Raw genomic sequence first — 15,565 nt, forward strand, 5'->3', positions numbered from 1 at the left:
ACGCGGTTGGTCGCCGATCCGTAGGACCCGGACATTGAAGAGCCAGACCATGAGGAGCCAGACCATGGCACGATCCATCGCCCCACGCCAACCCATGGGCCATTCCCCCAGCTCTTGGGGCCCCACCGCCATGAGGGCATCCGCAGTGGCCGCCGCCGCGTGTGGCACGGCGGCGGCGATGGCCCAAGGTCCGACCATCATCGAACTGGACTTGTTGCCCAGCCCGGGGCTCCGCGGGGGTGAGCCCCGGGCCATCAACGCGGACGGCTCGGTGGTCGTGGGCTGGTCACACGCCGGCGCTTCGACCATCTCGGCCGTCCGCTGGAACGCGGCGGGCAACGTCGAGGCACTGTTCGATGACGGGGTCCGGTCGCTCGCCTTTGCCACCAATCAGGATGGCCGCTACGCCTTCGGGGAGTTCCGGACCCGCGACGGGCAGCGGGCGTTCCGATGGAGCGAGGGAACGGGGCGCGAGGACCTGGGCGTGGACCTCCCATCGCGGACCCGCGTCGCGTGGGACGCCAGCGCGGACGGCCGGGTCGCGGTGGGCGACGGCGGGACCGGGACCAACGCGTGGTGGTGGCGAGAAGGGGAAGGCATGGAGACCCTGGACATGCCCGGTTGGGACAATACCACAGCCAAGGCGGTGAGCGCCGACGGCACGATCGTGGTCGGCTCCGGGTGGCGGCCCGGCGTCGACGAGAAGACCCACCCCTACCGCTGGACCCAAGCGGCAGGGGCCGAGGATCTGGGCGTGCCCGAGCCCTGGGCGTCGGCGGAGATCCGCGCCACCAGCGACGACGCCGGCGTGATCATCGGCGAACTCAAGGACGCCGATGGGCGCTCGCGCACGGTCTACCGATGGACCGAGGCTGGCGGCTACGTCGAATTGGCCGTACCCGATGGCTTGTACGATCCTTTCCTGTTCCAGCTCAGCGACGATGGCGCGATCGCCGTGGGTGAGGCGGTCAGCCTCGCGGCGGGCAGCAGGCGGCCGATCTTCTGGACCGAAGCGACCGGCATGGTCGACCTGCAGGCCTACCTCGAGAGTACGGGTGTGGACCTGAGCGGCTGGGACTTGATCGACGCCAGCGCCATCTCGGGCGATGGCACCGCCATCGCGGGCAAAGGCAACTTCGAGGACCGCGGTTCGGCGTTCCTCATCACCGGGCTGCGGCTGCCGGGTTCTTGCCGCGTCGACCTGAACGGTGACGGCATGGCGACCGTGTTCGACTTCCTCGCGTTCCAGAACCTGTTCGAAGCCGGCGATCCGAGGGCCGACTTCGACGCCGACGGTGCGTTGACGATCCTCGACTTCCTGGCTTTCCGGGCGGCGTTCGATACTGGATGCGCGTGAGGAAAGGGCATCGGGGATCAGGCACGAGGCAATAGGAAAGCGGAGAACCAAAGATGGCCGCCTGGTCAGCCGCTCGGCTCGGTTTCACGCCCATCGACGACCTGCCGCGCCTCCACCCGCGCTTTCGAGGGCGCCGCCATCAGCACGATGCCCACGGCGATGAAGGCGATGGCGAAGCACTTGCGCATGGTCAGGGGCTCGCCCAGCATGAGGGCGCCCACGAAGACCGCCGTGACCGGGGCGACGGCGAAGGCGATGGGCTTGACCACCGAGACCTGGCCCAGGCTCAGGGCGGCATAGAAGAACACCAGCGCGAGGGCGGCGGCGAGCAGGCCGGAACCGAGCGTGAGCCGCAGCCAGTTGGCCGTCGAGAGGTTGACGCGCCAGCCGGGGATCTCGCTGGTGAGCAGGCCCGAGTGCGCGGCGGCGAGGTAGGCCAGCGCGATGAGCGGCAGGGCGACGAGCGTGCGCACGAGCAGGGCGGCGAAGGGGCCGATCTCCTTAGAGTGCAGCACCTGGCGGGTGAAGACCTCGCCGATGCCCCAGCATAAACCGGCGGCGATGGCGAGGAGGATGGCGAGGGTCGCGGGCTTCATCGGCAAGCGTACGCGACGGACTCACACTGACAGCGCGGTGAGGTCGCGCGCCGTGACGCTCGCGAGCGATGGAACCCCGAGCGTCACCCGCGAGTCGTGCTGGACCGGGCCCACCCCCACCACCGCCATGCGCGCGTTGATGGCGGCTTCGACGCCGGCGGGGGCATCCTCGACCACGACGCAGTGCGCGGGCGGTACTTCTAGTTTCTCAGCGGCCAATAGGAAGCACTGGGGGTCGGGCTTGGCCTTGGGGGCGTCGTTGCCGTCGACGGTGGCGTGCAGGAGGCTCGTGAGACCGACACGATCGAGGACGACTCGTGCGTTGCGGCTGGCCGATGCGGCGGCGAGCTTGATGCCCGCTTCGCGGAGGGATTGCAAGAGTTCACGCACGCCCGGGAGGGTCTCGGAGGGGGTCATGGCGTGTACGGCATTCAGGAACGCGGCGTTCTTCTGATCCGTAAGGGCCGTGCGCCGCTCGGGTGTGTAGCGGTCGAAGGCATCGCCCAGGACGAGTTCGAGCGAGCGCTCGCGGCTGACGCCCCGGAGCTTGTCGGGCAGGTCGTCCGGAAATGGCAGGTCTTCCCGTTCGGCGAGCGCCCGCCAGGACCTCTCGTGCAGGACGTCGGTGCGGACGAGGACGCCGTCGACGTCGAAGATGATGGCTCGGACGTTCACGGCTGTTCTTCGACCAGGCCTCGGAGTTCGCGAAGGAGGTCGAAGGCGTCCAGGGGCGTGAGCGACTCGATCCTCACTTCCGTGAGGCGATCGACAGCGGGGTGTGGGGCCGCCCTGGCGAATAAGGGCATCTGGGGCTCGGGGGCCTGCTTGGCAGGCGCGGGCGCGGCACCGTCCTCTCGCACCGAGAGCGAGGCGAGAACCTGAGCGGCCCGCTCGACGACCTCGGGCGGGATCCCGGCCAGCCGCGCGACCTGCACGCCGTAGCTGCGATCGGCCCGGCCCGGCTCGACGTGGTGGAGGAAGACGACCTCGTCGCCGACCTCACGCACGCGGACGGCGAGGTTGCGGACCTGGCCGGCGCGTTCTTCTTCGAGGGTCGTCAGCTCGTGGTAATGCGTGGCGAAGAGAGTGCGTGGGCCGGGGTTCTTGGCGTCACCGGCGAGCCGCTCAGCGATGGCACGCGCAAGGCTGAGGCCATCGAGCGTGCTCGTGCCGCGGCCGATCTCGTCGAGGACGACGACCGAGCGGTCGGTGGCGTTGTTGAGGATGGCGGCGGTCTCGGCCATCTCGACCATGAAGGTGGACTGGCCGTCGTGCAGCGCATCGTCGGCGCCAACGCGGGTAAAGACCCGGTCGGTCAGGCCGATGCGGGCGGACCCCGCTGGAACAAAACTGCCGGCGTGCGCGAGCACGACCAGCAGCGCGGCGGTCCGGATGTACGTGCTCTTGCCGGCCATGTTCGGGCCGGTGATGATCGCGAGGCGCGCGTACTCGTTGAGGGCCACGTCGTTGGGAACGAGCCGGTCCGCGAGCGTGCGTTCGAGCACGGGGTGCCGGGCGGCGTCGAGCTCGAGGTTGGCCTCCTCGACCATCTCGGGCCGCACCCAGCGGCGTTTGCGCGCGAGGGCGGCGAAGCAGGAGAGGGCATCCAATGCACCGATAGCCTCAGCAGCGACGGCGATGGCGTCGAGCTGGTCGCGGGCCTTGAGGCACAATTGATCGAAGATGGCCTTCTCGCGTTCGAGCGCCCTCGCCTCGGCGGTCTGCACGCGGTGCTCGAAGTGGCGCAGCTCGTCGTTGACGTACCGCTCGGCGTTCTTGAGCGTCTGCTTGCGGCTGAGGCCGGCGGAGATGAGCGTGTCGCCGTACTCCTTTGCTTGGGTGGCGGTCAGCTCGATGTAATACCCGAAGACCTTGTTATACCCCACGCGGATCGCGGGGATCTTGAGTTCTTCGGCCAGCCGCTGCTGGAAGTCGGCGAGCCACTGCCCGGCGTCGTGCTGGAGGCCGCGGACCTCGTCGAGCTCGGCGTCGACACCATCACGGATGAGGCCGCCGTCGGCGAGGCGGGCCGGGGGGCGGTCGACGCAGGCGGATGTAATCTCGGTGGCCAGCGGCGTGAGGGCGTCGAGGGTCTGGCCCAACTCCTTCGCCCGAACGGCGAGCGATGGCGTGTTCTCGCACGCGGCACACACGGTCGGGATGGCGGCGAGGGATTGGCCCAGGCCGACGAGGTCTCGCGGCGCGGCCCGGCCGAGGGCCAATCGTGCGGCGATGCGGGCGATGTCCTGGATGGGTTCGAGCGCCTTTGCCAGTTCATTGGCCTGCTTGGAATCTTCGACGAGCGCGGCGACGGCGGCGTGCCTCGCGGTGATCTCATCGAGCTTTGCCGCCGGCTCGCGCAGCCACGTGGCGACCTGGCGGCGGCCCAGCGCGGTCATGCACTGGCCGCCGTTCAAGACCTCACCGGCCAGTGAGCCATCGGTGCCGCCGCGGCGGATGGTGCGTTCGATCTCCAAGGCGCGGAGGCTCGTGGCGTCGAGCACGAGGCGATCGCCGGGCGCGGCACGCTTGGGTGGTCGGATATAGGAAAGCGACGGCGTCAGCGCGCCCTTCGCGAGCGTGCCCGCGGGCGTCTGCGTCTCGCCCGCGTACCGCAGCACCGCGCCGGCGGCGACGAGCGCGGGGTCGTCGTCGCTCAGGCCGAAGCCCTCGACCGAGCCGACCGAGAAATGCTTGAGCACCGCCTCGATCGCTTCGCTCTTTCGGAAGTGCCACGCGGGGCGCTCGGTGATGGCGCAGCCCGAGCGCCCTGCCTCGATCTCGATGCGGCTGCGCAGGCCCGCGGGGCAGTCGTCGGGCAGCAGCAACTCGGCGATCGCCAATCGCGAGAGGCCGTCGAGCAGGTCGTTCAGGGGTGCCGAGTCGAGCGTGAACGCGCCGGTCGAGACGTCGAGCGCGGCGAGCGACACGCCGTCGCCATCGAGGTAGGCCGCGGCGAGCGTGCCACCGGCGGGGCGTGATTCGAGCAGGTCGTCATCGACCAGCGTGCCGGGCGTCAGCACGCGCGTGACGGCGCGCTCGACGACGCCCTTGGCTTCTTTAGGGTCCTGCACCTGGTCGGCGATGGCCACGCGGAAGCCCTTGTCGATGAGCTTGCGGAGGTAGTTGTCCAGTTGATGATGCGGCACGCCGGCCATCGGTTGCCCGGGGCTGCGCTCGGTGAGGGTCAGGCCGATGGCCTTGGACACCTCGACGGCGTCCTCGTAGAACATCTCGTAGAAATCGCCCATGCGAAAGAGCAGAACGCAGCCGGGGAAGCGGTCCTTGAACTCGTGGAACTGGCGCATCGCGGGCGTCAGCTTCTTGGGTTCGGTGATCGAGTTGGCGATCTTCAGGTCCGGCACGCCCAGAGCGTAGAGGCGTCAACTCGCCCGGGATCAGCGCTCGGAAGGGGCGGCCTTGGCCTTGCCCAGCAGCATGCGCTTGATGGCGTCGCTGACGTGCTTGCCCTTGGCGTCGGTGCCGTGGCCCTCCAGGCCCCAGGCGGTCAGCACGCCGAAGCCAAGGCCCACGTCGATGAGCAGCCAGGCGATCAGTTCCGGGCTGTAGCGGCCGGTGACCTTGTGGGCCTCCTGGCCGCTCTCGATCTCGCGGGCCAGGAAGCTGTGGACCGTCTCCATGTGCTCACGCAGGGCGTCGGCGATGCCGTCGTCGCCCACCTCGGTGATGGCTTGGAGGATCACGCGGTAGGCGCTCTGGAACCTGGGGTGCACCATCGGGTTGCCGTCCACCAGCGTCGAGAGCCGCTCGGCGGGGGTCTGGGCGGCGTCGAGCTGCTCTTCCCAGAACCCGATGGTCTCCTCGCTGGTCTGCTTCACCAGGGCGATGAACAGGTCGCGCTTGGACCCGAAGTGGCGGTAGATGATCGGCTCGGTGACGCCGGCGGCCTTGGCGAGCTGGCTCGTCGTGGCACGCGCGTACCCGTGCTCGGCGAAGAGCTCGGCGGCGGTCTTGAGGAGTTGGGCGCGACGGGCGGCCGCTGGCAACCTGGGCAAGAACGAGCTCCAACTGGGCAAAGCGGGGCCGGTTGGGAGGGAGGCCGGCGTGGTGGCTTATGTTAGCCCTGACTAGGACGGTTGGGCCGAGAACCCGGTCTCGCCTGGCCGCCCGCAGCTCGATCGGCCGGAGGCACCGGGTCGTAGCCGCCCTTGCCGAACGGCTGGCAGCGCAGCAGTCGCCAGATCGTCAGCCGCGTGCCTTTGAGGGGGCCGTGGGTGTGGTAGGCGTCCAGCGCGTAGTGGCTGCACGTGGGCTCGAAGCGGCATTGGCCGCCCAGGAACGGGCTCAGCGTGAGGCGGTAGGCCCGGATGGGCAGCACGAAGGGTGCGATGGCCAGGCGGCGCAGAGGGGTCGAGCGCCAGGGGCGGGGGCCGTCATGGTCCGGCGTGTGCATCTGGCCATCCTTGGGGCCGCTCGCCGCGGGCGAGTCGCTTGGCCCACACCTCGTGGCAGGCGCTCGCCAGTTCGAGCAGCAGCCGCTGGTACTCGGCGGCGGGCAATCGCTCGTGGGGGCGGACCTGGATGATCATGTCGTAGCGGCCTGACTCATGCCCCACTTCCCACGTCGGCAGCTCGTGCTGAATATGGCGAAAGGCCTCGCGTAGCGCCCGCTTGGCGGCCACGCGGTCGTGGGCCTTGCCGACCTTCTTGCCCACGCTGAGCCCCAGCCGCGGCTCGGGCAGGTGATTGGGGCTGGCATGCACCGTCAGCAGCCCCGCGCTCTTGCGGCACCGGGCGGCGTAGACCGCCTGGAACTCTCGCGCGTGGGTGAGGCGGTGTCGGGGGCGGAAGGTGAGGGGCACGATCGATTCTATGGAATGGCCGTGGCCCGCCTGGGTTGAACACGCGCATGAAGAGAATCTCATGGCGAGCCCACCAAAGCTAGACTTCGGGCAGTTGTGGACCCCACGATGGAATCCAATCGAGCAATCCTGGCGTCGCGTGAGTCCCTCCGGGTCACACTGGCCAGCATCGGTGACGGCGTCATCACGACCGACGCCAAGGGCCGCGTGGTCTTTCTCAACCCCGTGGCCGAAGCGCTGACCGGCTGGGCCACCAAGCAAGCCGCCGGGAAGCCTCTGGACGACGTGTTCCGCATCGTGCACGAGCAGACCCGCACCGAGGTGGAAAACCCCGCCCTGCGGGCCCTGCGTGAGGGGAGGATCGTTGGCCTGGCCAACAACACGATCCTGATCGCCCGGGACGGCACCGAGCGGCCCATCGACGATTCGGCGGCACCCATCCCGAACCCGGCCGGTGAGATCGCCGGGGCCGTGCTGGTCTTCCGCGATATCAGCGAGCGTAATACGCACGAGCGGCTCGTGGGTGACGCCCTCGACTACGCCACGAACATCATCGACACCCTCCGCCACGGCTTCCTGGTGCTCGACGCCGATCTGCGGGTGGTCTCGGCCAATCGGGCGTTCTATCGGGTCTTTGCGACCAACCCCGGGGCGACCGTGGGACGATTGGTGTACGAACTGGGCGATGGGCAATGGAACATCCCGGCGCTGCGAAACCTGCTCGAGCGGGTCCTGCCCGACAACGGGGTGATGGAGGACTTCGTCGTCGAGCACGACTTCCCGGGCATGGGGACTAGGGTCATGGCCCTCAACGCCCGGAAGGTGCGCAAGCCCGGCAACGGCTCGCGGCTGATCCTGCTGGTCATCGAGGACATCAGCCAGCGCAGGCGGGAAGAACGGGCCCTGACCGAGACTCGGTCCCGCCTGGATTTGGCGCTCAGCGCCGCCGAGATCGCCACCTGGGAGTACGACATCGTGCGCAATGTCGTGAAGGGCGACGCGAATCTCTCGCGCCTCTTCGGTATCGACGCGACGGCGGTCAACGGCACGCCGCTCGAGGCCTACACCTCCGTCATCCATCCCGACGATCGCCAGCGTGTCGAGGGGCACATCGCCGAGGCGATCGGGGGGGGCGACGCGTTCGAGAGCGAGTACCGCGTGTTGGCCCACGGCGAGACCCGCCACGTGCTGGCCCGCGGCCGAGTGCGTCGCGACAAGGCCGGCCGCGCGGTCAGCCTGCCGGGGGTGGCCCTGGACATCACCGCACGCAAGGAGGCCGAGCGGGCGCTGCTGGCCAGCGAGCGCCAGCGCCGGCTGGCGCTCGACGCGGCGAACCTGGGCACCTGGCACGTCAATCCGGCGGGCATGTCCCTGGAGACCGACGCGCGGTTCCGCGAGATCTTCGGCGTGACCGATGGCGATCTGCCCTACGAGGCCGCGATGGGGATTATCCATCCCGACGACCGCGAGCACGTGCAGGAAGCCGTCGCGGCGGCGATGGACCCCCAGAACCCGGCGCCCTACGACTCGGAGTACCGCATCGTGCTCGCCGACGGCTCGGTGCGTTGGGTCCACGCCAAGGGGCGGGCCAACGTCGTCCAAGGGGCGCACGGGCCCGAGCTGGACAGCTTCGATGGCACGCTGGCCGACGTCACCGAGCGGATCCTGATGCGGCAGAAGATCAACGAGCAGGCGCTGTCGCTGGCCGACGAATCGCGGCGCAAGGACGAGTTCCTGGCCATGCTCAGCCACGAGCTGCGCAACCCCCTGGCGCCCATCCGCTCGGCGGCCCACGTGCTCAAGGCCAACGCCCAGCCCGGCGAGCCGCCGGTGCACCAACAGGCCCGCGAGATCATCGAGCGGCAGGTGGGCACCCTCACCCGGCTGGTCGACGACCTGCTGGAGGTCGCCCGGGTGATCAGCGGCCGCATCCACCTCCAGCGCGCCGTCGTGGACCTCGGCCAGATCGTGCGGCACGCCGTGGAGACCATGTCGCCCACGATCGAGCAGCGCGGCCACACCCTGCGGCTGACGGTGTCCGACGATCCCGGGCGGACCGATCCGGCCCGGATCGGGCCGGGCCAGCAAGCCTGGGTCCACGCCGACGCCACACGCCTGGAAGAGGTCCTGACCAACCTGCTGGGCAACGCGGCCAAGTACACCCCGCCGGGGGGAGCCATCGAGGTCGAGTGCGAAGTCGAGTGCCAAGCCGAGCGGGGGAGCGTGCCAGGGAGCGCGGGCGAGCCGGACGGCCCCACGGCCGTCGTGCGCGTGCGCGACAACGGGATAGGCATTGATCCGCAGCACCTGCGGACCGTCTTCGAGCTGTTCGCCCAGGCCGACCACTCGCTGGACCGCGCCCAGGGCGGGCTGGGCGTCGGCCTCTCGCTGGCCAGCCGCCTGGTGGAGCTGCACGGCGGCACCATCGAGGCGCTCAGCCCGGCGCCCGGCCGCGAAGCCGGCAGCGAGTTCGTGGTGCGCCTGCCGATGGTGGACCGGCCCCCGGCCCCCCGGGGCCCGACCCCGGCCGGCCGGGCAGCCCCCGCCCCAGCCGGTGCCCCCAGCACCCCAACGGGCAAGCCCAGCGTGCTCGTGGTCGACGACAACACCGACCTGGTCGCCATGCTGGCCGCCGCGCTCAAGCAGGAGGGGTATTCCGTTCGGACCGCCTACACGGGCCTCGACGGCCTGGCGATGGCCCGCCGGTGGCGCCCCGGCGTGGTGCTGCTGGACATCGGCCTGCCCGGCATGGACGGCTACGAGGTGGCCTCGGTCCTCCGGGCCGACACGGCCAGCTTCGGCCCCGGCGGCTACGCAGGGCGGATGGTCGCCCTGACGGGCTACAGCCGCGACACCGACGTGCGGAAGGCCACGGCCGCGGGCTTCGACGCCCACCTGGCCAAGCCGTACGACTTCGACGAGCTCGAGGCGCTCATGCAAGACACGCGGGACACGGCGCCATGACCGCCGGCGACCGTCCGACCGGTGGCTCGCCGGGCGATCCCGCCGGCGCCCGTGCCCAGGCCCGCGTGCTGGCCCACGACCTGCGCAACAGCCTGTGCCTCATGCGGTTCGCCGTGCGCAGGCTCAAGCGGGTCCAGGGCGAGCACGGCCCGCTCGCCGACGAGGTGCGCGCCGATCTCTCCGAAGAGGTCACGAGCGTCGAACGCCTGGTGAACCAGATGGAAGCGCTGTTCGAGACGCCGCGCGAGGACGGCCCGGCCGACCAGCCGGAGCCCGGGGGGTGCTGATGGCCGGCTTCCAACCCTCGCGACCTGAGCGGCGAGCCCGGGCCCCGTTCTTCTGATCAACGGGATGGCGCCACGCCCTACCGGGTTCGGCTGAGTCCGAGACTTCTTATTGTTTTGTGATGCAATTTTGGGGACTCGCACGCTCGACGCTATGGCGGAGCGGAGCGGCGAAGTGCCAGCAACGCGTGATACTTACCTCCGCCCCTGCGGCAGCACCCCCACCAGCACCATCAACGCCCCGAGCCCCAGCAGCCACGGCCGCAGCCGGTCGCTGCGGCTGAGGCGGGCCAGGACGCTGTCGGCCGGGCGGACGGCCCGGATCGTCACCGGGGCGGGTTCGAGCTGGGCGTAGACGTCGACCGGGCCGGGGGGCGGGGGCTCGAGCACGGCGGTGCGGCCGGCGGGAACGAGCCGCATCTGATCCAGGGCCAGCGAGCGGACCAGGGCCTCGTCGCCGCGGTCGAGGGCGGCCAGGTAGCGGGCCTGGCGCCGGATGCGTTCGCGGCCCTGGGCGTCCATGGCCAGCAGCTTGTCCCGCTCGAAGCGGGTCCGCTCGAGCTGCTCCCACGCGGGGATGAGCACCACGGCGGCGACCAGGGCCAGGCCGGCCAGCACGAGGGGCCAGCCGGTGTCGAATCGGGATATGGGTGAGCGTGCGGCCACGAGAGACCGTATCGGCAGGGTGGGGCTTGGGCGCTGACAGGCGGGCTGGGTGCCACGGCTTGTCGTCTTCGCAAGCCGTGGTTTGGGGGGCCGAGGGCGGAGCACGGCTTGCCGAAGACGGGCAAGCCGTGGCACCCGGGGATCTACAGTGGCCCCATGGCCACGCCGATTGCCATCACGGGATTGGGGGTTGTCAGCCCGTTCGGGGTTGGGGTGGAGGCGTTCTGGGATGGCGTTTGTGCGGGGCGGTGCGCGATCGGGCGGCCGGAGACGCTCGACGCGAGTTCGTTCTACTGCCAGTACGCCGCCGAGGCCCCGAAGCTGGCGATGAAGGACCACCTGCCCAAGAGCTACCGGAAGTTTGCGCGGGTGATGGCGCGGGATACCGAACTGGCGGTCGTCGCGGCGAACGAGGCGGCGCGGAGCGCCCGGTTAGGCACCATCGGCGGAACGGACGAAGAGGAAGGGGCAACGCCCCCCTACCCGCCCCATCGCCTGGGCACGCACGTGGGGGCGGCGCTGATCGCGCCGGAAATCCCCGAGCTCGCCCGGGCCATGCACGCGGCGGCCGACGAGGACGGCAACTGGGACATGGGCAAGTGGGGAGAAACGGGCATGGGCCAGCTCACCCCGCTGTGGATGCTCAAGTACCTTCCCAACATGCTGGCGTGCCACGTGAGCATCCTGCATCAGGCCAAGGGGCCCAGCAACACCATCACGGCGGGCGAGGCCAGCGGGCTGCTGTCTATCGGTGAAGCGATGCGCGTGATCGAGCGGGGTGATGCCGATGCGAGCCTGGCGGGCAGCGGCGACAGCCGTGTGAACCACCTTGCGATCGAGCGTTTGCGGCTGGCGGGGCGATTGGTAGAGACGGCAGGTCTTGATGATCCTTCGAGGATCGTGCGGCCTTTTGATGCCGATGCACAGGGCAGCGTGCCGGGGGAGGGGGCGGCGATCTGCTTCCTGGAAACGCCCGAGGCGGCGGATGCGCGAAGTGCCAAAACGATCGCGACACTGCTGGGCTTCGGCGCGGCACAGGCTGTGCCGACGAATTGGAGCGACGGCGGGCCGGTGATGGCGGGGCTTGGGGCCACGGCCGGGGGCTCGGCCGGTGGGCTCGATGATGCGTTGGCGCAGGCGATCGGGCGGGCTTTGGATGATGCGGGTGTGCGGCCGGGGGAGATTGACGCCGTCTTCTGCCACGGCGCGGGTGAGGTGGCGCTCGATGAGGCCGAGGCTCGGGCGCTGCACGCAGCGTTTGGGGATCACGCCAGAGGGGTTGAGCTGTTCTGGCTCGGGCCGATGATTGGCGAGACGATGGCGGCGGGTGGGTCGCTGCTGGTGGCCGCCGCGGCGATGGCGTTGGAGCGTCAGCACTTGCCGGCGCGGGCGCAGCCGGGGGCAGGCCGGGGCAATCTGAAAACGAACTCATCCCCGGCGCGCGAGATGCAACTCCGCCGCGTGCTCGTCTGTACGCACGCGTTGGGCGGGCAATGCGCGGCGTTGGTGCTGGGTCGTGCTGGTGATTCCCCGGCCGAAATAGGAAACTGACATCCAGGACAGGCAATGGCACGAAGTCACCAGGGGCTTGGAGAGCCCCGGCATGGCAAAATTGCGCTTGCATCGCCCGGGGATTGGCTGTATTCTGGTCCGAGAAAGCGGATGTCGTTATGGGCAGGAACACAAAGGGGCGGCGCGTGCTTGTGCGTCGCGACGGCGATGCCCCTCAATCTGGACGGGTCGCTGGCCGATTTTGAGTCGTAGCGGCTTGCCGGCGCTGCCCTGCCGCTCGTCGGAGTTCCGCGGGGAGACAAGAGGAGAAAGACCATGCCGCAGGCCCCAGACCGCCGTTCGATCCTGCTCGCGACGCTTGCTGGCATGGCCGGTTCGTGGTCGGCGTTTGCAGACCCACAAGACGATCCGCTGGCCGAGCCATTCCCCGCCGTGTTCGATCTGAGCACGCTCGACGGCACGACTGGTTTCGCGCTCGAGGGCGTGGCGGCTGGCGATTCGGCTGGGTTGGCGGTCGCGGCGGCGACCGACATCAACGGCGATGGGATCGCCGACGCGATGATCGGCGCGCCGTTCGTTGGCGGGGCCGATGGGCCGGGCGAGGCGTACCTGGTCTTCGGTCGCGGCACGCCGTGGCCGGCGCGCGTGGGCCTGGCCGACCTCGATGGCGAAACCGGTGCGCGGCTGTTCACCTCGCGACCCACGGCATGGGGCGACCGCCTTGGCTTCGCGGTTGCCGGCGCGGGCGACATCAACGGTGACGGCTTCGGCGATGCGCTCGTGGGCGCGCCCTTCACCTGGCCGGGCAACCCCTACGAGGGGCCCTACCCGATGGGTGTGTCGTACACCATCTTCGGACGCGAAGATGCGGGTGGGGCGTTCCCGGCGTCCATCGACGTCGCGACGCTCGGAGGGAACGACGGCTTTGCCGTGTTCGGGCCGTGCATCTTCGCCGAAAGCGGGTCGGCGGTGGCCGGCGGCGCCGACATCAACGGCGACGGCGTGGACGACGTAGCCATCGGAGCGGCGGGGGCATTCGAGGGCTACTGCTACGGCGACAGCTACGTGCTCTTCGGTCGCAGCGCTCCTGGCGGTGGCGCGTTCCCCGAATCGCTCGGCGCGGACGACCTCGATGGCAGCAGCGGATTCGTCTTCAACTCGATCTGGTACGCCAACGGGGGCGGCACCTCGACGGCAGTGGGCGACGTGAACGGCGATGGGCTTGCCGACGCCGTGTTCGGGACGCCCCGCGAGTACACCATCGCGCCCTCGCACGCGTACGACGAGCTTACCGGTGCGACCTATGTCATCTTCGGGCGAGACACCACCGCGGGCGAACGGTTTCCCGACCAACTCGATCGCGACGACCTGGATGGCGACCTGGGCATCCAACTCGTGGGCTCTGGTGAGCTGGCCGGCAGCGGAAGTGCCGTGGCCGTCGTGGGCGACATCAACGGCGATGGCATCGATGACCTGGCCATCGGCGAGCCGGGCCGAGAATCGGGCGATACTGAACGCTCGCGCGGCGCGGTGCTGGTGGTGTTCGGTCGCCCCGGGCTGGCCCCGCTGATCGATCTGATCGACCCGGGCGAGGGCGAGGGATTCCGCCTGAACGGTGCGGCCGTGGGCGACTTGCTCGGCACGCGCGTGGCCGGCGCGGGCGATGTGAACGGTGACGGCTACGACGATCTCATTGCGACCGACATCCACGGGGCTCATGTCCTCTTTGGTCGCGACACGGCGAGCAGCGGCGGCTTCCCCGACGTCATGAATGTGACCGAACTCGACGGCGTACTCGGATTCACGATCCGCGGGAGCGTGGGCATCGACTCCATCGCCGGCCGGGCCGACCTCAACGGCGATGGGCGCGACGACCTGCTGCTGGGGTTGGCCGGTGCGTCGCCCGGTGGGCGCGATGGCGCGGGCGAGGTGGCGGTGGTCTTCGGGCGCGGGGCGCTCTCATGCCGCGTGGACATGGACGGCGACGGGGCCGTGACCATCTTCGACTTCCTGGTGTTCCAGAACCTCTTCCAGGACGGTGATCTGCTGGCCGATTTTGACGGCGATGGTGCGCTCACCATCTTCGACTTCCTCGCGTTCCAGAACGAGTTCGACATCGGCTGCCCGTAGATAATCATCGCGAGGGTTGGGCCGTACCACGCTCGGGACAGGCGTTGGTCGTCAGACCCTCGCACGGGTAGCCGCAGGCCGAGCGGTTGTTGACGAGCTCGCGCACGATGCGTCACATGCGTTCGATAGATGCGGCGCGCATGGTCCACGCCAGGCCGTGCGCGGTGACGCCGAGGAATTCGGTCGGCCCAGACCGGTTCGCCCCAAACGACAACCGGCCCCGCATCGCTGCGTGGCCGGTGGGTTATTCTCGGAACTGCCGCGGCTTACGGGCAGCCGGCGTCGAACTCGTTCTGGAACTCGAGGAAGTCGAAGATAGTCAGGCTGCCATCGCCGTCGAAGTCGGCGGCCAGGTCGCCTGCGTCGAACAGGTTCTGGAACTGCAAGAAGTCGAAGAGGGTCAGCACGCCGTCGCCGTCGAGGTCGGCGCGGCAGCCGCCGGTGCCGGCACCCCCTTGGATGAACCAGTTGTCGGTGCGGACGTTGCCGCTCGTGCTGGTCGCGCCGTCGAGCGTGAGGACGATCTGCGCGTCCGCGACGCCGTCCAGGTCGCTGATGTCATACATCTGGGTTGCGAAGTCGCCGGTCAGGTCGAGCCCGGCCTCGATGGTCGAGACGAGCGTGCCGCCGTCGAACAGGTCGATGGTGATCATGCTGAAGCCGGTGCTCGTGCGGCGGGCATCAAACTGGAAGGCGAGGTCTTCGAGGCCCGCGGCGTTGAAGCTGGCGATGACCATCGAGCCGTTGTTGAACGTGTCGGTGCCGCCCTGGATGGCCAGCGAGCCGCCGCTGCCCTCGCCGAACTGGGCACCCAGGTCGGTGCCGCTAAAGGACTGGACCCAGCGGAGCACCTCGTCGCCGCCGCCGCTGAGTGTGGTCTCGTCGAGGATGCCGCCCATCAGCGAGATCTCGGCCGTGCCGGCCTGATCGCCGAACTCGGCCGGGAAGGGGAATTCGTCGGCGGTGTAGCCGAAGCCGCCGCCGGGCAGCGACTGGTTGTTGAAGGACCAGTAGGCGACGTCGCTCTGGGCGGACACGGTGGTGGCGGCGGCGGCCAGGGCCACGAGGGCGAAGGCGGTCTTCATGATCGTCTCTCTCCGTTGGGAATGAGCCAGGATGGGTCGCCGTGGAGCCACACCGCCCCACGCGCAATCTTTGCGCAATCCTATCGCTGTCCGCCGCTCAAGCCCGGCCGGAACCTGGCCTGGGTGGCTGGTTTCATGGAATCTTGAC

The 15,565-nt window shown here is 69.6% G+C and carries 13 protein-coding genes; 5 read left to right on the plus strand and 8 right to left on the minus strand.

The genetic code is table 11. From position 1 onward, the window contains the following. Positions 1-130 precede the first annotated feature (130 nt). Positions 131-1,357 carry a hypothetical protein gene (locus tag NCW75_10015; protein ID UYV11631.1) on the plus strand — a complete coding sequence of 409 codons (1,227 nt, stop codon included), beginning with the start codon at positions 131-133 and terminating at the stop codon, positions 1,355-1,357. A gap of 65 nt (positions 1,358-1,422) precedes the next feature. Here the strand turns inward: NCW75_10015 and NCW75_10020 are convergent, their stop codons facing one another. The 6 genes from NCW75_10020 to rnpA all read right to left on the minus strand — a co-directional run bounded on the left by NCW75_10020 (position 1,423) and on the right by rnpA (position 6,776). Further along, positions 1,423-1,953: a DMT family transporter gene (locus NCW75_10020; protein ID UYV11632.1), complete on the minus strand. Its 531-nt coding sequence runs from the start codon at positions 1,951-1,953 to the stop codon at positions 1,423-1,425. Between the two features lie 21 nt (positions 1,954-1,974). Continuing rightward, positions 1,975-2,628, minus strand: a complete 654-nt coding sequence (pgmB, locus tag NCW75_10025) for a beta-phosphoglucomutase (protein UYV11633.1) — start codon at positions 2,626-2,628, stop codon at positions 1,975-1,977. Continuing rightward, positions 2,625-5,318, minus strand: a complete 2,694-nt coding sequence (gene mutS, locus NCW75_10030; protein ID UYV11634.1) for a DNA mismatch repair protein MutS — start codon at positions 5,316-5,318, stop codon at positions 2,625-2,627. Before mutS ends, pgmB begins: the two co-directional genes overlap by 4 nt. A gap of 33 nt (positions 5,319-5,351) precedes the next feature. Then, positions 5,352-5,969 carry a TetR/AcrR family transcriptional regulator gene (locus tag NCW75_10035; protein UYV11635.1) on the minus strand — a complete coding sequence of 206 codons (618 nt, stop codon included), beginning with the start codon at positions 5,967-5,969 and terminating at the stop codon, positions 5,352-5,354. A 62-nt stretch (positions 5,970-6,031) separates the two neighbouring features. Next, on the minus strand, positions 6,032-6,367 hold the full coding sequence (gene yidD, locus NCW75_10040) for a membrane protein insertion efficiency factor YidD (protein ID UYV11636.1): 336 nt from the start codon (positions 6,365-6,367) through the stop codon (positions 6,032-6,034). Next, positions 6,348-6,776, minus strand: a complete 429-nt coding sequence (gene rnpA, locus NCW75_10045) for a ribonuclease P protein component (GenBank protein ID UYV11637.1) — start codon at positions 6,774-6,776, stop codon at positions 6,348-6,350. The genes yidD and rnpA overlap by 20 nt, the downstream gene beginning before the upstream one ends. Positions 6,777-6,884: 108 nt before the next feature. On the opposite strand from rnpA, the gene NCW75_10050 reads away from it, so the two are divergent. Both NCW75_10050 and NCW75_10055 read left to right on the plus strand, forming a co-directional pair. Further along, positions 6,885-9,740, plus strand: a complete 2,856-nt coding sequence (locus tag NCW75_10050; protein UYV11638.1) for a PAS domain S-box protein — start codon at positions 6,885-6,887, stop codon at positions 9,738-9,740. Next, on the plus strand, positions 9,737-10,027 hold the full coding sequence (locus tag NCW75_10055) for a hypothetical protein (GenBank protein UYV11639.1): 291 nt from the start codon (positions 9,737-9,739) through the stop codon (positions 10,025-10,027). Before NCW75_10050 ends, NCW75_10055 begins: the two co-directional genes overlap by 4 nt. A gap of 192 nt (positions 10,028-10,219) precedes the next feature. On the opposite strand, the gene NCW75_10060 is transcribed toward NCW75_10055, so the two are convergent. Continuing rightward, positions 10,220-10,690, minus strand: a complete 471-nt coding sequence (locus NCW75_10060; GenBank protein ID UYV11640.1) for a hypothetical protein — start codon at positions 10,688-10,690, stop codon at positions 10,220-10,222. Positions 10,691-10,846: 156 nt separating this feature from the next. Between NCW75_10060 and NCW75_10065 the strand changes: the two genes are divergently transcribed. Both NCW75_10065 and NCW75_10070 read left to right on the plus strand, forming a co-directional pair. After that, complete coding sequence (locus NCW75_10065; protein UYV11641.1) at positions 10,847-12,241, plus strand: hypothetical protein; 1,395 nt, start codon at positions 10,847-10,849, stop codon at positions 12,239-12,241. 276 nt (positions 12,242-12,517) lie between these two features. Further along, on the plus strand, positions 12,518-14,332 hold the full coding sequence (locus NCW75_10070) for an integrin alpha (GenBank protein ID UYV11642.1): 1,815 nt from the start codon (positions 12,518-12,520) through the stop codon (positions 14,330-14,332). A gap of 266 nt (positions 14,333-14,598) precedes the next feature. Here the strand turns inward: NCW75_10070 and NCW75_10075 are convergent, their stop codons facing one another. Next, on the minus strand, positions 14,599-15,417 hold the full coding sequence (locus tag NCW75_10075) for a hypothetical protein (protein ID UYV11643.1): 819 nt from the start codon (positions 15,415-15,417) through the stop codon (positions 14,599-14,601). Positions 15,418-15,565: the final 148 nt, after the last annotated feature.

The organism is Phycisphaera sp., from assembly GCA_025916675.1.
Lineage (GTDB): Bacteria > Planctomycetota > Phycisphaerae > Phycisphaerales > UBA1924 > JAHCJI01.